The sequence below is a fragment of the Synechococcus sp. RedBA-s genome, from assembly GCF_024345495.1.
Classification (GTDB): domain Bacteria; phylum Cyanobacteriota; class Cyanobacteriia; order PCC-6307; family Cyanobiaceae; genus Regnicoccus_A.
On record NZ_JAGQBF010000008.1, the window covers coordinates 27,828 to 45,060 of the forward strand.

At 65.6% G+C, this 17,233-nt stretch carries 17 protein-coding genes; 6 read left to right on the top strand and 11 right to left on the bottom strand.

Going from position 1 to position 17,233, the window contains the following annotated elements:
- Positions 1 to 54: 54 nt before the first annotated feature.
- A complete protein-coding gene (locus tag KBY67_RS04550) occupies positions 55 to 858 on the top strand; it encodes a metal ABC transporter permease (protein WP_255109212.1) in 804 nt (267 codons plus the stop codon).
- Here the strand turns inward: KBY67_RS04550 and KBY67_RS04555 are convergent.
- From KBY67_RS04555 to KBY67_RS04585, 7 genes are all read right to left on the bottom strand, one after another.
- Complete coding sequence (locus tag KBY67_RS04555; protein WP_255109214.1) at positions 847 to 2,229, bottom strand: hypothetical protein; 1,383 nt, start codon at positions 2,227 to 2,229, stop codon at positions 847 to 849. The two genes, KBY67_RS04550 and KBY67_RS04555, sit on opposite strands and share 12 nt — an antisense overlap.
- Positions 2,226 to 2,921, bottom strand: coding sequence for a TIGR03943 family putative permease subunit (locus KBY67_RS04560; protein ID WP_255109216.1), 696 nt, complete (start codon positions 2,919 to 2,921; stop codon positions 2,226 to 2,228). The genes KBY67_RS04555 and KBY67_RS04560 overlap by 4 nt, the downstream gene beginning before the upstream one ends.
- Positions 2,897 to 3,892, bottom strand: a complete 996-nt coding sequence (locus KBY67_RS04565; protein WP_255109218.1) for a permease — start codon at positions 3,890 to 3,892, stop codon at positions 2,897 to 2,899. The genes KBY67_RS04560 and KBY67_RS04565 overlap by 25 nt, the downstream gene beginning before the upstream one ends.
- Positions 3,868 to 4,239 (bottom strand): 6-carboxytetrahydropterin synthase, encoded by a 372-nt coding sequence (locus KBY67_RS04570; protein WP_255109220.1) that lies wholly within the window; start codon positions 4,237 to 4,239, stop codon positions 3,868 to 3,870. The genes KBY67_RS04565 and KBY67_RS04570 overlap by 25 nt, the downstream gene beginning before the upstream one ends.
- Positions 4,240 to 4,424: 185 nt before the next feature.
- Entirely contained in the window at positions 4,425 to 5,141 is a 717-nt protein-coding gene (locus KBY67_RS04575; protein WP_255109222.1) for a TrkA family potassium uptake protein, read from the bottom strand.
- 11 nt (positions 5,142 to 5,152) lie between these two features.
- Complete coding sequence (locus KBY67_RS04580; protein WP_255109225.1) at positions 5,153 to 6,559, bottom strand: TrkH family potassium uptake protein; 1,407 nt, start codon at positions 6,557 to 6,559, stop codon at positions 5,153 to 5,155.
- 60 nt (positions 6,560 to 6,619) lie between these two features.
- Positions 6,620 to 7,786, bottom strand: coding sequence for a cation:proton antiporter (locus KBY67_RS04585; RefSeq protein ID WP_255109227.1), 1,167 nt, complete (start codon positions 7,784 to 7,786; stop codon positions 6,620 to 6,622).
- 44 nt (positions 7,787 to 7,830) lie between these two features.
- Here KBY67_RS04585 and KBY67_RS04590 point away from each other — a divergent pair, with 44 nt between their 5' ends.
- Entirely contained in the window at positions 7,831 to 10,593 is a 2,763-nt protein-coding gene (locus KBY67_RS04590) for a cation-transporting P-type ATPase (protein WP_255109229.1), read from the top strand.
- The gene (locus tag KBY67_RS04595) at positions 10,586 to 11,278 is read left to right on the top strand and encodes a DedA family protein (RefSeq protein ID WP_255109231.1); all 693 of its coding nucleotides are present in this window, start codon (positions 10,586 to 10,588) and stop codon (positions 11,276 to 11,278) included. The genes KBY67_RS04590 and KBY67_RS04595 overlap by 8 nt, the downstream gene beginning before the upstream one ends.
- A gap of 466 nt (positions 11,279 to 11,744) precedes the next feature.
- Here KBY67_RS04595 and KBY67_RS04600 read toward each other — a convergent pair whose 3' ends face one another.
- Together KBY67_RS04600 and KBY67_RS04605 are read right to left on the bottom strand one after the other, a co-directional pair.
- The gene (locus KBY67_RS04600; protein ID WP_255109233.1) at positions 11,745 to 13,040 is read right to left on the bottom strand and encodes a hemolysin family protein; all 1,296 of its coding nucleotides are present in this window, start codon (positions 13,038 to 13,040) and stop codon (positions 11,745 to 11,747) included.
- 108 nt (positions 13,041 to 13,148) lie between these two features.
- Positions 13,149 to 13,616, bottom strand: coding sequence for a 6-carboxytetrahydropterin synthase (locus KBY67_RS04605; protein WP_255109235.1), 468 nt, complete (start codon positions 13,614 to 13,616; stop codon positions 13,149 to 13,151).
- A gap of 42 nt (positions 13,617 to 13,658) precedes the next feature.
- Between KBY67_RS04605 and hisIE the strand changes: the two genes are divergently transcribed.
- Positions 13,659 to 14,357 (top strand): bifunctional phosphoribosyl-AMP cyclohydrolase/phosphoribosyl-ATP diphosphatase HisIE, encoded by a 699-nt coding sequence (gene hisIE, locus KBY67_RS04610; protein WP_261350563.1) that lies wholly within the window; start codon positions 13,659 to 13,661, stop codon positions 14,355 to 14,357.
- A 39-nt stretch (positions 14,358 to 14,396) separates the two neighbouring features.
- The gene (locus KBY67_RS04615) at positions 14,397 to 14,753 is read left to right on the top strand and encodes a hypothetical protein (protein ID WP_315855549.1); all 357 of its coding nucleotides are present in this window, start codon (positions 14,397 to 14,399) and stop codon (positions 14,751 to 14,753) included.
- Here the strand turns inward: KBY67_RS04615 and KBY67_RS04620 are convergent.
- Positions 14,750 to 15,520: a matrixin family metalloprotease gene (locus KBY67_RS04620; protein ID WP_255109237.1), complete on the bottom strand. Its 771-nt coding sequence runs from the start codon at positions 15,518 to 15,520 to the stop codon at positions 14,750 to 14,752. The genes KBY67_RS04615 and KBY67_RS04620 overlap by 4 nt on opposite strands.
- 9 nt (positions 15,521 to 15,529) lie before the next feature.
- Complete coding sequence (locus KBY67_RS04625; RefSeq protein ID WP_255109239.1) at positions 15,530 to 16,036, bottom strand: DUF2214 family protein; 507 nt, start codon at positions 16,034 to 16,036, stop codon at positions 15,530 to 15,532.
- A 211-nt stretch (positions 16,037 to 16,247) separates the two neighbouring features.
- On the opposite strand from KBY67_RS04625, the gene KBY67_RS04630 reads away from it, so the two are divergent.
- A complete protein-coding gene (locus tag KBY67_RS04630) occupies positions 16,248 to 17,171 on the top strand; it encodes a sigma-70 family RNA polymerase sigma factor (protein ID WP_255109240.1) in 924 nt (307 codons plus the stop codon).
- The last annotated feature ends 62 nt before the right edge of the window (positions 17,172 to 17,233 follow it).

The following is a 17,233-nucleotide window of genomic DNA, read 5'->3' on the forward strand; positions in this document are numbered from 1 at the left end:
CCTGGGCTGGATCCTATGCAGACCGCCCCAGCCCCCTCGCCCTGCAGCAGCCCGATGACCGTCACCTGGTGGATGCTCCCCCTGGCCCTGGCCCTGCTCAGCGGCCTGCTCTGTCCCTTGGCGGGCACCCTGTTGCTGGTGCAGGGACGCCTGTTCCAGGCCAATCTGATCTCCCATGCGGTGCTGCCCGGACTGGCGGTGGCCCTGGCGCTGGGCCTCGATCCAGGCCTGGGCGGGGTGGTGAGCGGAGTGGCCGGCGCCCTGCTGGCGGAGCGCTTCAGCCGTCCCGCCAGCTCTGGCGGCCGTGGCGATGAGGCGGTGCTGAACACGGTGCTGGCCGGATTTCTGGGCCTTGGAGTGCTGCTGATTCCTCTGTTGCGCATCCGGGTGAACCTTGAAGCGGTGCTCTTCGGTGATCTGCTCGCGGCCGGACTGCCGGATCTGCTGCGCACCGGTCTGTCACTGCTGGTGGTGCTAGGGCTACTCAGCTTCCGCTACCGCCAGCTGGTGTTTCTGGGCGTGGATCCCCTCGGGGCGGCCAGCTCCGGGCTGGCGGTGGGGCGCCTGCGCCTGCTGCTCACCTTCGTGACTGCCCTGACGGTGGTGAGTGCCATGACGGCCGTCGGGGTGGTGCTGGTGATCGCCCTGATGGGGGCACCGGCGCTGCTGGCCCTGGAGGGAGCGATCAGCCTGCGGCAGGCCCTTTGGCGGGCCTCCCTGATCGGGGCCCTGCTGGCCGGCTGCGGCTTTCTGCTGGCGATCCAACCGGCCATCAACCTACCTCCCGGGCCCCTGATCGGCGTGCTGAGCCTGCTGCTGCTGCCCCTGGTGCTGCGACGGCGAGATTCAGCCGGGTGAGAGCCAGCTCACCTGCCGCACCGGCCCCTTGAGCAGGGTCAGCTCCAGGCTGGTGGCATCGATCAGGGCCGCCTGGGGTTCCGCTCGGGAGGTGTCCGGCGCCGGTCCTGACGCTTGCAACGGCCGTAGGGCCAGCAACAAGCGGTCGGTGGTGGGGTCGTAGCTCAGGCCGGTGCCCGGCTCCAGTTCCCAGCCCTCCAGCCGTTGCCGACGTTCGCCGCCCCCGCGGCTGAGGGCCAGCAGGGTCAGCTCGGGCCGCTCAATTCCATCCAGCAGCAGGGCCCAGACCCGCTCGCCTCCCCTGGAGCAGGCACTGGCCAGCAGGGCTTCCGAACCCAGCCAGAGGGTTCTGGGCGCCTGGGCCGGCTCCACCAGCTCCAGGGAGCGGCGGAAGTCGGGCCAGTGGCGACTGAGCAGGGCCCGGCCCGCCACCGGGCAGAAACTGCTCAGATCCCGGCTGCCAGGCAGCAGCTGGCGGCGCTCCGGAAGTGGCGGCAAGCTCCTCAGCGCCAGACCATCGGCCTCGGGCACCACCAGGGCTCCCCCCTGGGGCACCAGCGCAATGGGTCCGCGCGGATCCAGCTCCAGACGGCGACGGCTGCCGTTGCGCTCCCACAGCACCACCTCCTCCTGGGGGAGCTCGCCGCCCGGGGCCTGAGCGGCCGCCTGCACCAGCAGATCGCCGTTGATGTTGCTGCTCAGATTGGCGAACACGAAGCTCTCGGAACTGAAGGGCTCCAGCTCCCCGACCTGGGCTGGAGCCAGTTCGCTGGAGCGTTGGGCCAGGTGCCGGCGCTTCAGCTCCAGCTTCCAGACCCGGTGGTCCCCCTGCAGGTCGCGGCTGACCACGCCAAGCCCTGAGCCATCACCGAGGGCCACGGTCTGGGGGATGGCGGGCCATATGGGGGTGAGGGGCACCCAGGCCCCCTCGGCTGTGCGTAGTCGCACCTGTTCGCCTCCGGGCACGGGCACCACGGCCAGCAGGTCGGGGCGGGGATCCCAGAACCAGCGCTGGGGGGGCAGGGCCAGCCCCCGCTGGTCGCGACCCTCCAGCCGCAACTGCAGGGGCTCTTCGATGCGGGAGCCAACGGCGGGCAGCAGCAGCAGCGGATTGCCCTCCCCCTGAATGCTGAAGGGCAGAGAGGGTTGCAACTGGCTGTCCGAGGCCACGCTGGACGGCTGCATCGGCCGGCTGAAGCGCAGGCTCAGGGCTGCTGGTCCGGAGCTGGCGCTGGCCTGGCGCAACTCCAGCAGGCGTGGTGGCCGGTGCCAGAGCACTTGCTGCTGCAGCAGGGCCACGGCCGCAGCGGCGATCAGCATCAGCCTCAGCCTCTTCTGCCGGCGCCACCAGCGCAGGGGAGACCTGCTCATGGCTCCAGCGGCTGGCGGGGCCTGGGGATCGGCTGCACAAGCCTGGCTTCCACCACGCTGCGCTGGCGCTCGCCCATCGTTTCGCTCACCATCACCCCCTCTAGGCGCAGCCACTGGTCGGCCCGCGGTTGCGGCTGGTCGGCGGGCCAGCGCACCGGCAGCCCCACCGGCACGGCATCCACCAGGCAGCAGCGCACCAACAGGCGGGCCAGGTGCGGCTCCTCGCCGGGCATGGGCAGAACGAAACCGCTGATGCGCACCGCATCTCCTGCATAGAGCCGGGGGTCCGGTTCGCTGCGCAGCAAGCGCACCCAGTCGGTGAGGCTGCGCTGGGCGGGGGGGAGCACGAAGCTCAGGCCCGGCTCCTCCAGCAGGTTGGCCTGGCGGTTGGCGGCCAGATCGGCGAAGGACGGCCTGGGGGGCAGGGCCAGCACCGCCAGGGCCGCGCCGATGCTCAGCAGCGACGTCCAGCGGCCACTGACGCGGCTGCCATCGCGCCAGTGGCCGCTGATCTCCACTCCGGCCAGCAGCAGCAGCAGGATCCCGCTGCCCCACACCAGCGGATGGAACACGGCCCGCAGCAGCAGATCAAGCCGTCCGCTCAGGGCGCTCTGCAGCAGTGCAACGCCCCACAGCGCCAGGGCCAGAGCCTTGAGCCGGCCAGGGCTCAGAGCAGAAGTAAATTGACCCATTGACCGATCAGCAACACCACCAGGGACGCCGCCCCTGCCGTGAGCAGGATGGCGCGGGGCCGCAGCAGGATGCCGAATAGCCCCACCAGCTTGAGGTCCATCACCGGCCCCAGCAGCAGGAAGGCCAGCACCGCCCCAGGGGTGACTTGGGCGGCAAAACCCAGGGCCAGAAAGGCATCCACGCTGGAGCACACCGACACCACCAGGCTGAGCAGCATCAGGCTCAGGATCGAGAGGGTGGGGGTGCCGCCCACGGCGATCAGCCACTGGCGCGGCACCACGGTCTGTACCAGCGCGGCGATCGCGCAACCCATCACCAGCAGCAGGGCCAGCTCCAGAAACTCGCTGCCGCCGTGGGAGAGCACCTGGCCCAGGGGGGGACGGCGGCTGGATCCGCCCAGGGCGGGGACGGCAGCGCCGGCCGGCACTCCGATCAGGCCACTGCGCCGCTCCAGCAGCGTCACCTCCCCCAGGGGCTGGCTCAACCGCCGCTCCTCCAGCAGGGCCGGCTGCAGCAGTTCGTGCTCGGGCAGAAGCCGCAGCAGCGTGGCCAGGCACACCGCGATCAGCAGAGCCCCCAGGGGCCGTGCCGCCAGCAGCCAGGGTTGGTCGGGAAAGGCCGCCCAGGTGCTGGCCAGCACGATCGGATTGAGCACCGGCGCCGCGAACAGAAAGCCCAGGGCAGTGGCGATCGGGGCTCCCTTCACCAGCAGATGCCGGGCCATGGGCACGTTGCCGCACTCACAGGCGGGTAAGGCAAAGCCCAGGGCCGCGCCGCTCAGGGGTCCCAGCAGCGGGTGGGCAGGCAGGTCCCGCACCCATTTCCCCCCGGGGCTGATCCAGCGGGCGAGGGTCGAGAGGGCCACCCCGATCAGGAGAAAGGGCATCGCCTCCACCAGCAGGGCCTGAAACAGGGCCCAGGTGGTGGCCAGCCGCTCCACCGCAATCACGGCCGCCCCTGGGCGAACCACTCGAGGGAGGCCTCGTAGCTGGCGGCATTGCGCTTGTTCTCGCGCGCCTCCACTTTCCAGCAGCCGCTGAGGCCGCCGTCGCGGTCGCGCAGCAGCCCACTGGCCCAGCCCCAGACCAGCTCAGCGCTGCTCTCCATGCCCACATTGGTCATCACACGCAGGTCGAGGGCTCCTTGATCATGCAAGTTGCGCCATTGCTCCAGCAGTGGGTCATCGACGTTGACCAGGAAGGTGTGATCAAACTGCCCGGCCAGTTGGCCCTCCAGCGTCTTGAGGCCCGAGAAATCCACCACGAAGCCGTTGGCATCCAGCTCTCTGGCCCGGAACCAGCAGGTGAACAGGGCCATCGCCGGGATGGGAGAGGATCGCAGCAGCCGGACGACACAAGGTCTAAACCGGATAAGAAAGGCCACTCTGAGGGGCAGCGCCACGACCAAGGCGCAATCAATTCCCACATCTGGCTCGTTCCTCTCCGTTTCATCCAGCTGCTGGAACTGCTAACGAGGTGATCGCTGAGTTGGCGATGACTGGCTCAGCGGGAGGGCAGAGCCTTGAGGGCTTCGCCAGATCCCATCACAACAAGCAATTCGCCCTCTTTGAGGACATGGGACGCGGGGGGGTTCACAGTCAGCTGGTTCTCAGGGCCGACAGCCAGGACAGTGACGTTGTGGTTCTTGCGCAAGTTCAGTTCACGCAGAGACTGGTCCACGAAGGCCTTTGGTACACGAATCTCCTCGATGCTGTTGCGATCATCGAGCCGCAGCCGTTCCAGCATGTTCGGACGCACGAGCTCCAGGCCAAGCCGGTGGCCCTGCATTTTTGATGGATAGACGACCCGATCGGCTCCGACGCGCTGGAGCATTTTCATGTGAATATCACTGGTTGCACGGGAAATCACCTGCTTCACCTTCGTCCCATCACTGTGTTTCGCGATCAACGTGGCAGTGATGCTCGCCTCGATAGGTTCGCTGATCGCTACCACGACAGTGTCAACTTCGAGAGCCCCTGCTTCGCGGAGTGCTTCCTCATCGGTGCAGTCCACCACCCTGGCTTCGATTGAGGGATCGATCAGGCGCATCGCATCAATAGCCCGCTGACTGGCATCGATGGCCAACACCGTTGCACCGTTATGAATAAGTTCGTCGCAGACCGCTGATCCAAACCGGCCAATACCGATTACGGCAAAGGTTCCAAACGACGTCGATCCATCGGGGGGGGCCCATTGCCACCACGCATTGCTTGATGCCATCGGTTCACACCTCAGATGAAGACCTCTTCGCGGGGGTAGCCGACCCTGGACGGGGGTCTGCTGCCGTAGAGGGCTGAGAGCAACAGCATGATGCCCAGCCGTCCGACAAACATCCCCACCATCAGCACCAACTGACCCCAGCGGTTAAGGTTAGCGGTCACCCCGACATCAAGTCCGACGGTGCCGAAGGCCGACATACAGGTGAACAGCTTCTCAAGGAAGCTGTAGGCCTGGGCAGTAGGTTCTCCTCCCGCCGTTGGTCCAAGACCGAGCACGAGCGTCATCAAGATCACGAACAGGCCGGAGGCCAGGGCCACCCCCACGGCCTTGAGCACGATATCTCCGGGGATCTGATGTTTGCGGATGATCACCTCCTTGCGTCCTTCAAGGGTTGAGCGGGTGGCACCCATCAGCACCGCGAAGGTGGTGGTCTTGATGCCACCGCCTGTGCCCCCAGGGCTGGCACCGATGAACATCAGCACGATCATCAGCAAAAGGCCAGCATCGGAGAGCGTCTCGATTGAGAGCGGCACCGTGTTGAAGCCGGCTGTGCGGGTGGTGATCGACTGAAAAATGGTGACCTGCAACTTTTCCCAGAGGGGGAGGGTCGACATGACCCCATCGGGCGCGAACTGTTCGGTGAACAGCAGCCCCAAGGCCCCGAGCCCGATCAGCAGCAGGGTGCTGCGCAGCACCAAGCGCGTGTGCAGACTCAGGCGACGGATCCGTTGGAGCCGGAAGCGTTTCTCCCAGAGGTCGTTGGTGACGCGCCAACCGATGCCGCCGGTGACGATCAGGCTGCCGATCACGCCATTGACGACCGGATTGGCCTTGTAGCCCACCAGGTTGTCGCTCCAGAGTCCGAAGCCAGCGTTGTTGTAGGCGCTGATGCAATGAAACATCGCCGCCCAAAGCCTCTCGCCATGGTTGCTGATGTCGGTGAACCCGAAGCTGTAGAGAATCACGGTGCCGACCCCCATCACACAGCCGGCGGTGATCAGGATCTGATGGAAGGTGGGGCCGATGCCTCCGACGCCGAACTCATCGAGAGCCCGGCCCTTGTCGAGGCGTAGACGCAGGCCGGAGCGACCCTGCACGAAACCCTGAAGAAAGGTGGTGATCGCCATCAGGCCGAGCCCGCCGGTGATGATCAGCCCGGCCAGGGTCACCTGTCCAAAGAACGTGAGGTCCTTGCCCACGTCAATGATCGAAAGACCCGTCACCGTGATCGCCGAGGTCACGGTGAACAAGGCCTGCCAGAGCCCCACTTCATCGCTGGAGCAGAGCGGCGAGGCCAGCAGAAGGGTTCCAGAGGCAATCACCAAAGCCCCGGTCACCACCGTGAACTGCGGCACCGTGAGCCGATGGCGCCAGCGCATCAAGCCTTTCCCCAGACGATCCAGCGACTGAGAGGTCATCGAACCAGGGAATCTCATCTGTGGGCGGCCAACCTACCGGAGTGATCCATCCTTGGAGCCTCAGATTGGCGGCAGAATCCCTTTGAATCGAGTGCGTCTTGCCAGGCGGCGCTCCAGCAGCAGCAGTCCCAGCACCGTGGTCACGGTCACCATGATCACCAGGGCGGAGAACTGGGTCGGGTTGATCACCCCGGCGCTTAGAGCCGTGGTGGCGAACACCAGGCCGGGCAAGCCCCGGGGGATCAGCCCGAACACCACCAGCCAGCGGTCGACCCCGGCGGCGCGATCCGCCGCCGTGACCCCCAGGCCGCAGAGGAGCTTGCTGAGCACCGCCATCACCACCAGGGCGGCTGCCAGGCTCCAGGCCGCCGGCTCCAGCAGGGTGTCCGCCGAAATCCGCATCCCGACGCTGATGAAGAACAGGGGCAGGAACACATCCGAGAGCACCGAGAGTGTGCGGGAGACGTCCGCCTCGGGCGGACTGAGGCGAGCCAGCAGGATCCCACCCCAGAGGGCCCCCAGAAGGGAGGTGAGGCCACTGGCTTCCCCCAGCCACGAGGAGGCGATCAGCACGATCAGAATCGCCAGGGGCGTGGTGGGCCGTTCGGGCCGGTGACGCGCCCACAGCCCAACGGCCAGAGAGATCAGGGCCGCCAGGGCGAAACCCAGGAGCGGTCCGGGTCCTGCCAGGCCCGAATGTCCCATCGGCAGGCCAGCACTGGCCATCGCCACCGAGAGAAGCGCGATCGCCGGCAGGTCGTCGAGTACCGAGACGCCCACCAGGAGGCGGCCGGAGGGGGTCTGGAGAGCATTCCCCAGTGCCAGCACCCGCAGGGTCACCCCCGTTCCGGTGGCGCTGAGCACCGCCAGGCAGAGCAGGGTTTCAGGCGTGGCCATGCCGAACAACTGGTGCAGGGGCCAGTAGGCCAGCAGGGGGGCCAGGAAACTGATCCCCACCGTTCGCAGAATGCTGGCGCCGCGTGAGGTCAGCAGATCGCCCCTGACCTCCAGACCCACCTGAAAGAAAAGGGTGAGCACCCCCAGCTCGGTGATGCCGCTGAGCGGTTTGATGGCGTCAAACGGCAACACTGTGTTGCCCAGGATGAACCCCACCAGCAGCTCCAGCACGATGGTGGGCACGGCCCACGCCACCAGCCGACCAGCTGACACGCGGGCGATCAACACCCCCGTGAGCAGGATCAGCAGGGTGGTGAGCAGCGTCGGCATTGTGGTGTGGACCTTAAGGTGACCTGGATTTCAGCCTGTCACCGGTGAGCCGCCCTGTTTCGCCTGCCTGGCACAGCCTCGCTCCCCAGGATTGCCTCCGAGAACTTCAGGCCAGCTCCGAGGGCCTGAGCACCGCCCAGACCGCTGAGCGGCTGGCCCGGCTGGGGCCCAACAAGCTGGAGCTGGCCCCCGGCCGCAGCAACCTGCGGATCCTCTGGGACCAGCTCAGCAACGTGATGCTGATCATGCTGCTGGCCGTGGCCGCCGTGTCGGCCGCGATCGCCTTCCAGGCGCAGAAGTTCCCGAAGGACGCGATCGCCATTGTGCTGATTGTGGGCCTCAACGCGCTGCTGGGCTACATCCAGGAAAGCCGTGCCCAGACCGCCCTGCTGGCCCTGCGCGAGATGGCCCAGCCCCTGGTCACCGTGCGACGTGACGGCCATTGGGATCGGATCTCCAGCGAACAACTGGTGCCCGGCGATCTGATCCGCCTGGAGGCAGGCGATCGGGTGCCCGCTGATGCCCGATTGCTGGAAGTGGCCGAACTGGGCCTGCGCGAGGCGGCCCTCACCGGCGAGGCCGAGGCCGTGTTCAAGAAGGCGGATCTTGTGCTGGAGGCCTCCACGCCGGTGCTGGAGCGGCAGAACTGCCTGTTCCAGGGCACCGAAGTGGTGCGGGGGCGGGGCACGGCGGTGGTGACCGCCACCGGCATGGGCACGGAACTGGGCCAGATCGCCGAGCTGATCAACACCGCCGGGGGTGAAACCACCCCGCTGCAGGAACGGCTCGATGGACTCGCCAACGTTCTTGTGGTTTCAGCGCTGGTGCTGGTGGCTTTGGTGGTGCTGGGCGGTTGGCTGCTGGGCCAGCCGTTGCTGGGCCTGCTGGAGGTGGCGCTGAGCATGGCCGTGGCGATCGTGCCGGAGGGCCTGCCCGCCGTGATCACCGTCACCCTGGCGATCGGCACCCAGCGCATGGTGCAGCGGGCCGCCCTGATCCGCCGCCTGCCGGCGGTGGAGGCCCTCGGCTCGGTCACGGTGATCTGTACCGACAAGACCGGCACCCTCACCTTGAACCGCCAGGTGGTGGAGGAGCTGCGCTGCGGCAGCCAGTCGATCGCCGTCAGCGGCCAGGGCTACGACCCCCACGGTTCCTTCACCCCGGCCGAGCTCGCACCTCCTCAGGGAGCCGTGGCGGGCATTACCGCTGGAGCCAGGGATCTGCTGCTCTCAGCCGGTTTGCTCTGCAGTGACGCCGAACTCAAGAAGGCCGAGGACGGCAGCTGGGATGTGCTGGGCGATCCCACCGAAGGCGCCCTGGTGGTGGCCGCCGGCAAGGCCAAGCTGGATGGCTTCGCCCTCCGCAGCCAGTACGAACGCAAGGCCGAAATTCCCTTCAGCTCGGAGCGCCAGCTGATGGCGGTGTGGGTGCAAGACAGCGACGGCACCCTCCAAACGCCTCTCGGGTCGGTGGCGAGCGGCTCCCACACCCTGCTGATCACCAAGGGGGCACCGGAGGTGATCCTCGGCAGCTGCGACCGCTGGATCGGCGGCGCCGGTGTTGAGGGGCTCAGCGATTCCCAGCGGCAGTGGTGGGTGGAGCAGGGGCGGAGCCTCGCCGCCTCCGGCCTGCGGGTGCTCGCCTTCGCCTGCGCCCCCCATCACACCAGCCCCGAACAGTCGCTGGATCACCAGGTGCTGCTCGGACTGATGGCCCAGCTCGATCCGGCCCGGCCGGAAGTGGCCGTGGCCGTGGCCCGCTGCCGGGAAGCCGGCATCCGGCCGGTGATGATCACCGGCGACCATCCGCTCACCGCCCGGGCCATCGGCCAGAACATCGGGCTAGTGGACGGTGACGCGGAGGTGGTGCTGGGCCGCGAGCTGGAGCAGTTCAACGATGTCCGGCTTCAGGAAGTAGTCAACCGCTGCAGCGTCTATGCCCGGGTGCCGCCCGAGCAGAAGCTGAGGATCGTGAAGGCCCTGCAGGCCAACGGCCAGGTGGTGGCGATGACCGGCGACGGTGTCAACGACGCCCCGGCCCTGAAGCAGGCCCACATCGGCGTGGCGATGGGCATCACCGGCACCGAGGTGAGCAAGGAGGCCTCCGACATGGTGCTGCTCGACGACAACTTCGCCACGATCGTCAACGCGGTGGAGGAGGGGCGGCTCGTGTATGCCAACATTCGCCGCTTCGTGAAGTACATCCTCGGCAGCAACGTCGGTGAGCTGATCACGATCGCCTCAGCGCCGCTGCTCGGCCTGGTGGGCTCTCCCCTCTCGCCGCTCCAGATCCTCTGGATGAATCTGGTGACCGATGGTGTGCCCGCCCTGGCCCTGGCCCTGGAGCCCGGCGAGGAAGGTCTGATGCAACGGCCTCCAGCTGAACCCGGGGAGTCGATCTTCGCCAGAGGGATCGGTAGTTACATTCTGCGAATCGGGGTGGTGTTTGCGATCCTCACGATCGTGCTGATGGTCTACGCCTTCCGGGCCGGGGCTCCATGGCAGACGATGGTGTTCACCACCCTCTGCCTGGCCCAGATGGGCCATGCCCTGGCCGCCCGCAGTGATCTGCCGCTCGTGCAGGTGAATCCGTTCTCCAACCTCTGGCTGATCGGGGCTGTGGTGCTTACCTCCGCCCTGCAGATGGCCCTGCTCTACGTGCCCGTGTTATCGAACTTCTTCGAGACGACGCCCCTTAGCCTCCCGGATCTAGCCATCTGCGTAGGGTTCAGCTTCCTGTTCTTCCTCTACCTGGAGCTGGAGAAGGTCTGGCGGCTGTGGCGCCGCCGCGCCCATGCCGATGCCTGAGCTGCTGGTCGGCTCCCTTGTCCAGGCGGGACGGTTGCAGCAGTGGGCCGAAGCGTTTCTCACGCTGATCGGTGACACGGTCGAGACCAATCCCGCTCAGGGCTATCTGTTGATCGGCCTGGCGCTGCTCCTCGAGAACGTGATACCGCCGATTCCCTCAGAGCTGGTGATGCCCCTGAGCGGCTTTCTGATTCAGCAGGGCAAGCTCCAGTTCATTCCCGTGGTGGGCGCCGCCTTGACCGGCACCGTGCTCGGGGCCTGGTTCTGGTACGGGATTGGTCGCCTGGTGAATGAGCAACGACTGGAACATCTGATCGGTCGCCATGGCCGTTGCCTCGGCCTCAAGCCTGCTGATCTGGCTCTCAGCAGGCGCTGGTTTTCTCGCCATGGAGCGGCGGTGGTGTTCTGGGGTCGACTGGTTCCTGGTATCAGGCCATTCGTTTCGATACCTGCCGGCATTGAACTGATGCCTCAACGGTCGTTTCTGTTCTGGACCAGTGCAGGAAGCCTGCTCTGGATCCTGGCACTCGTCAGTGCTGGCTTCCTGCTGGGGGACAACTACCGCCAGATCCTGGTCTGGATTGCGCCCTTCACCAGCCTCATGATCCGCCTTCTGCTCGTGCTCATCGCTGTGGTAACGATCTGGATCGGGGCCCGTGCCCTTCAGCGAAACTCCAGACCGTGAAGGCTCCCCGGAGGCAGGCCTATTCAGAGGAGATCTGGATCGAATCACTCAGCTCCTGACTGTTCCTTCACCGGCCGACCGTCGCGCTCGCTGAAGCCGCTTGGGTCGACCAGGATTGGAATTCCGGCTAGCACCAAAGCGATGAGAAGCATGGTAAAGACGCTGAGCCAGAAGCCCAGTCCCCGATGATTCATTATTCCAAGCACAGGGTGACCACACCCCACGCAGATCATCGAGCCCTTCCCCAGACTCCCTTTGGTGATCATGCGGCAGCCACAACGTTGACAGGGCACGACAGATGGAGGCACCAACACCCCTCAGACCATTGCAGCTCAGCCGTGACATCTGCTGATTCAACCGCAACCAAAAAATGGAAAATCGATGCCCTGCCTTCATCGATCAACAATTCATTGCTGGCTCGCTGGGTCGTTGCATCTATCATTGTGATCCATTAGCCCTGGCTTGATCACTTCATCTCAAGAGGCATTACCAGAATCTTGTCAACGCGCTTTCCATCCATATCCATCACCTCAAAGCGATATCCTTGCCAGTTGAAATGGTCGGATGCCTTGGGGATGCGCTCCAGTGCATGAATCACGAATCCAGCCATGGTGTGATACTGCCGCTGTTCATCTGAGCCGAGCAGTTTGCTGCCGATTCGATCATCAAAATCATTGATGTCGAGGCTGCCGTCCACCAGCCAACTGCCATCATCGCGGATCACGAATGAAGGCTCCTCCTCGTCTTCCAACGCTGGCAGGTCCCCGACGATGCCCTCCATCAGATCGTTGAGCGTCACGAGACCCTCCACCCCACCGAACTCATCAGTGACCAGGGCGATGTGAATGCCGGTGCGTTTGAACTGCTCTAACACCGTGAGGGACCGGATCGATTCCGCCACATAGAGCGGCGGCTGGCAAAGCGCTTCCAGATCAATGGGGTCGCTGCCCAGTTGGGCGGTGAGCAGGCTTCGCACTCGAACGATACCGAGGCAGTCGTCCAGACTGCCTCGGCCTACCGGGAAACGGGAGTGGTTCGACTCCTTAACCTCAGTGAGATTCCACTCCAGGGATGACTCCAGATCCAGCCAACGGATCTCAGTGCGCGGCGTCATCATTGTCTTGATCGTGCGATCTCCCAGTCGCAACACCCGTTGCACCATGTCATGCTCACTTTCCTCGAAGACACCGGAATCGGCACCCTGGCGGATCAGGGCTTTGATTTCCTCCTCGGTGACGTCGGGTTCAGCGGAGGGGTCCACGTTCAGGAGTCTCAGCAGAGCATCAGTGGAGATGCCGAGCAGGTGCACTGCCGGGGCACTCATTCTGGAGAGTGTGCGCATGGCGGGGGCGATGCGGCAGGCGATCCGCTCCGGATTGGCCAAGGCAATCCGCTTGGGCACCAACTCGCCGATCACCAGGGAGAGGTAGGTGATCAGGGCCACCACCAGCGTGACACTTAATCCTTCGCTATAGGGCTGCAGCGCCTTGATGCCATCGAAGATGGGCCTGAGATGCTGCGCCACCGTGGACCCGGCAACGGCACCGCTGAGGATGCCGATCAGGGTGATGCCGATCTGCACCGTCGAGAGGAAATCGTTAGGCGATTCCGCCAGGCGAAGGGCCGCTTGAGCAGGGCGGTTCCCTTTCTCGGCCAACTGCTGCAGCCGCAGCTTCCGGGCTGAAACTACGGCGATTTCAGAGCCTGAGAAGATCCCGTTGGCGATGATCAGCAACAGGATGAATAGGATCTCGAACGCCAAGCAGTGATGAAGACCCAGTCGAGGTCAATAATCTACTGGTTGGATCAGGCCTCATCCTGGTTGTTGCGGTGGCAGCCCAGTTGGGGCCAGCCAGCCGCTCCACACCCTTCACTGCCGGTCCTGGGCGAACCACTCGGGGGTGGCCTCATAGCAGGCGGCATTGCGCTCGTTCTCACGCGCCTCCACCTTCCAGCAGCAGCTGCGGCCGTCGTCGCGGGCGCGCAGGAGCTCGTTGGCCCAGCCCCAGACCAGCTCCGCGCTGCTCTCCATCCCCACGTTGGCCATCACGCGCAGGTCGAGGGCTCCTTGATCATGCAACGAGCGCCACTGCTCCAGCAGCGGGTCATCGGCATTCACCAGGAAGGTGTGATCAAACTGCCCGGCCAGTTGGGCCTCCAGCGTCTTGAGGCCCGAGAAATCCACCACGAAACCATTGGCATCCAGCTCTCTGGCCCGGAACCAGCAGGTGAAGCTGCGGCTGTAGCCGTGCACGAAGCGGCAGTGGCCCCGGTGCCGCCACTGGCGGTGACAGCAGGGGTAACCGCTGAACTGTTTCGAGCAGGTGAACAGGACCATCGCCGGGATGGGAGAGGATCGCAGCAGCCGGACTCCTCTTCCTTGGAGGCATCATTTCAGCCCCCCAGCCCGATCGGGGCAGACCCCGCCGCCTGGTTGGATCAGCTGCGCTTCGATGGAGCCGGCCTGGTTCCTGCCATCGCCCAGGACTGGCTCGATGGTGCGGTGCTGATGCTGGCCTGGATGAACCGGGAGTCGATCAAGCAGACCCTGGCCACGGGCGAAGTGCACTACTGGAGTCGCTCCCGGGCCGAGCTGTGGCACAAGGGCGCCACCAGTGGCCATCTGCAGCGGCTGAAGGGCCTCCGCTACGACTGTGACAGCGACGTGATGCTGCTGACGGTGGAGCAGGTGGGGGATGTGGCCTGCCACACGGGAACGCGCAGCTGCTTCTTCACGCCCGCTCCGCCCCAGGCGATCAGCACCCCAGCGCTGACCGACCCACCGGCCGATGCCTGCACTGAGCTGGCGCGGCAGATCCAGGATCGTCGTGATAACCCGGTGGAGGGGAGCTACACCAACCGTCTGCTGGCGGGGGGCGACAACCGCATCCTCAAAAAGATCGGTGAGGAGAGTGCCGAGTTCGTGATGGCCTGTAAGGACGACGAGGCCGATGGCATCGCCGGGGAGGCGGCCGATCTGATCTTTCACCTCCAGGTGGCCCTGGCCCACCACGGGGTCGAGTGGCGCCGGGTGCTGGAGATGCTTGCCGCCCGCCGTGGCGCTCCGCGCCGGAGTTGAGGCCGCGAATAGGGTCGAAACACTTCAGCTAGTCCCCCCTTGCCTCCTTCGCCCCAGGACAGCCCCGCCAACTGCGGAGGACGCCCGCCGCTGCTGGCCACCGGCGTCGCCCCCCTGGGGATCATCTCGATCGGGATTGTTCCCATGGGAGTGGTTGCGATTGGCGTGGTGCCGATGGGGGTGATCAGCCTCGGGGCCGTCTCGATGGGTCTGGTATCGGCGGCGGTGGTGAACATGGGGGTGCTCACCGCCGGGGTCACCACCATGGGCGTGTGGTGGGCCGGCCTCGAGGGCCATGGACTGGTGCAACTGAACGCTCCCGCCAAGCCCCCCGTACCTCTGACGGTGGAGCCGGCCCGCTCCCCTGGCCACCAACACGAGCAACGCACGCCCTAGGGCGGCGGCCCGAAGCGGCTTGGTTGCTGGTAGAGCCAGCGCACTGTTGCGCGGTCGCGGGCACTGAGGCTGAGCTTCGGCTGGGCACCGGGCACCGCCGCCATGGCATCGCCAAGCTCATCGCTGTGGCCCCAGAGACCGATGGCGTGTCCCAGTTCATGCAGCGCCGTGGCCTGCAGGGCCTCCAGGCGCTGATCGGGGCTGAGCAACACCAGCACACGGGGCTCAGGGCGCCAGGCCCCCTGGCGCTCCACCTCCAGCAGCTCCAGGAGGGCGCGGCCATGGCTGGCCCGTCGGCGGCCCTGAGCATCCAGGAGCGGAGGCCGTCGCCGATGGATCAGGATCTGGGCCCGGGCGGGATCGCTCACCATCACCAGGCTGAGTTCTGAGCCCCAGCTGGCCAGGGCGCCGTCGACCGCCTGCTGCCAGCGCTGCTCAAAGCGAAGGCCGGGGCCGGGCTCCCCCAGGGGTTGCACCCATATGCACCAGCGATCAAGCCTGGGCCAGCCCAGCGGTGTGGTCTCCAGCAGGTGGCGGTAGTCGGGGGCTGTGGGAGACGGGGCTGCTGGAGCTGCTGCTGCTGGGCTTGGGCTGTGAGCTGAGCCGTCTGGCCCTTGGGGCAGCGGCCTGATGGGGCGGCTGGAGGTGGCCATAGGGCAGCTCTGCTCACCATGGCGATCAGCCCCAACAGGGTCGGCATTGGCCAACGGAGCGGCCAGTAGCAGCGCGATCAGCACCAGGCGCCGAATGGTGGAGGAACTGGGCACGCAGCCCCCTCAGCCCGGCAGCCCGACGCCGCGGGCCATCAGGGTGGCCAGCAGGGGGATGGTGGCGAAGCCCACCAGCTCGATGTTGAGAATCCAGCCCAGACGGGTGGCCAGGCCCTGGCTCACCTGGGGCAGCTCGCCCTTGCGCAGCGGCAGAGCCCAGAGGATGTAGGTGACCGTGGGATACAGCGAGAGGGCGCCCACCGTGAGATAAACCCCCACCTTCCACCAGAACAGCGGATTTTCGGTGTAGAAGCTGCTGCCCTGGCCGTAGTGCAGCACCCGCAGGATGCCGCTGAGCAGCACCAGCAGAGCCGCGATGCCGTACACGATGTCGGTGATGACCATGGTGATGGCCACGGAGCGATCAGGGTCCGGCCGGATCAGGCGGCGCTCCAGCACCAGCGCCCCGAAGCAGACCATGAAACTGAGGTAGTGGACATAGGCCACGGCGGCACTGGGCAGCACACCGGTAGGCAACAGTAAGGCGGCGGGCAGATGAACCAGGGCTGTCATGGACAGGATTTTGCTTGGTGTGGGCCAAGACAGTAGCGAGGGAGGCCCGGAAGTGAGTCGTCAGCTGAGCGGGCCGATCTGGCGGCCTGTCTTGAAACCACATTCAAAATCAAGTCCGAATACCGAAGCAAGTTGGAAGTTGGAAGCCTTTCTGATGATTCTGGCTGAAATGAATTTTCGGCCTAAATTCATTACAGCTTCGGGGTTGAACATGGCTAGCTCGTTGAGTTCCTTTCTCGGAGAGATCGGTCGTCATCAATTGCTCACCCCAAATCAGGAGCTCACCCTCGGGCGCAAGGTCCAAGCGATGGTCGCGCTCCATGAGCGATGCACCCAGGCCGGTGGCAGCGGTGAAGCCTGCGAGTACAGCGATGTGGAGCGCCGCACGATCCGCACGGGTGAGCTGGCCAAGGATCAGATGATCACCGCGAATCTTCGCCTGGTGGTGAACCTTGCCAAGCGATATCAGGGCAAAGGACTGGATTTGCTCGATCTGATCCAGGAGGGGACTTTGGGTCTTGTGCGGGCTGTGGAGAAGTACGACCCCACTCGTGGTCACCGGTTCAGCACCTATGCCTACTGGTGGATCCGCCAGGGACTGAACCGCGCCCTCTCCACCCAGAGCCGCACGATTCGTATCCCGGTGAATGTGAACGAAAAGCTCACTAAGTTGCGCGCCGCCAAGGCACGGCTCCTGCAGGCCAATGGCCTGAGCGCCTCAGCCAAGGAGCTGGCCGTCAGCATGGGTCTTCCGCTCTCGGAGGTGGAAGACCTGCTCTCCTGTGAACTGCGCAGTGTCACGGTCAGCCTCCAAGGGGCGGTCAGATCCAAGTCGGATCCCACCGAATTGGTGGATGTGCTGCCCAGTGATGAAATGCCCCCGATGGAGCGGGCAGAGCTGGCTGAGCGCAGCGCCTCGGTGTGGACATTGCTTGAGAGTTCAAGTCTCACTCCACGCGAGCGCACGGTGGTGATCCTGCGCTTCGGGCTTGATGGCAGCCACGAATGGCGCACCCTGGCGGAGGTGGCCCGCCAGCTGGGCTGCAGCCGTGAGTATTGCCGCCAGGTGGTGCAACGCGCCCTGCGTAAGTTGCGCAAGGCCGGTGTACAGAGCGGCCTTGTGGAAGCGGGATAGGGCCGGATCACCGTCCGAAAGGGGACTGAAACCGTCCTTGCCCGCTCAGGCTCGGTTGATGA

What these genes read in the sequence shown, in the direction of transcription:
- KBY67_RS04625 (WP_255109239.1), bottom strand. Translation starts at nt 16,036, where the DNA reads ATGACAGCCCTGGTTCATCTGCCCGCCGCCTTACTGTTGCCTACCGGT.
- KBY67_RS04555 (WP_255109214.1), bottom strand. Translation starts at nt 2,229, where the DNA reads ATGAGCAGGTCTCCCCTGCGCTGGTGGCGCCGGCAGAAGAGGCTGAGG.
- KBY67_RS04575 (WP_255109222.1), bottom strand. Translation starts at nt 5,141, where the DNA reads ATGGCATCAAGCAATGCGTGGTGGCAATGGGCCCCCCCCGATGGATCG.
- KBY67_RS04595 (WP_255109231.1), top strand. Translation starts at nt 10,586, where the DNA reads ATGCCTGAGCTGCTGGTCGGCTCCCTTGTCCAGGCGGGACGGTTGCAG.
- KBY67_RS04580 (WP_255109225.1), bottom strand. Translation starts at nt 6,559, where the DNA reads ATGACCTCTCAGTCGCTGGATCGTCTGGGGAAAGGCTTGATGCGCTGG.
- KBY67_RS04550 (WP_255109212.1), top strand. Translation starts at nt 55, where the DNA reads ATGACCGTCACCTGGTGGATGCTCCCCCTGGCCCTGGCCCTGCTCAGC.
- KBY67_RS04630 (WP_255109240.1), top strand. Translation starts at nt 16,248, where the DNA reads ATGGCTAGCTCGTTGAGTTCCTTTCTCGGAGAGATCGGTCGTCATCAA.
- KBY67_RS04570 (WP_255109220.1), bottom strand. Translation starts at nt 4,239, where the DNA reads ATGGCCCTGTTCACCTGCTGGTTCCGGGCCAGAGAGCTGGATGCCAAC.
- KBY67_RS04560 (WP_255109216.1), bottom strand. Translation starts at nt 2,921, where the DNA reads ATGGGTCAATTTACTTCTGCTCTGAGCCCTGGCCGGCTCAAGGCTCTG.
- KBY67_RS04585 (WP_255109227.1), bottom strand. Translation starts at nt 7,786, where the DNA reads ATGCCGACGCTGCTCACCACCCTGCTGATCCTGCTCACGGGGGTGTTG.
- KBY67_RS04605 (WP_255109235.1), bottom strand. Translation starts at nt 13,616, where the DNA reads ATGGTCCTGTTCACCTGCTCGAAACAGTTCAGCGGTTACCCCTGCTGT.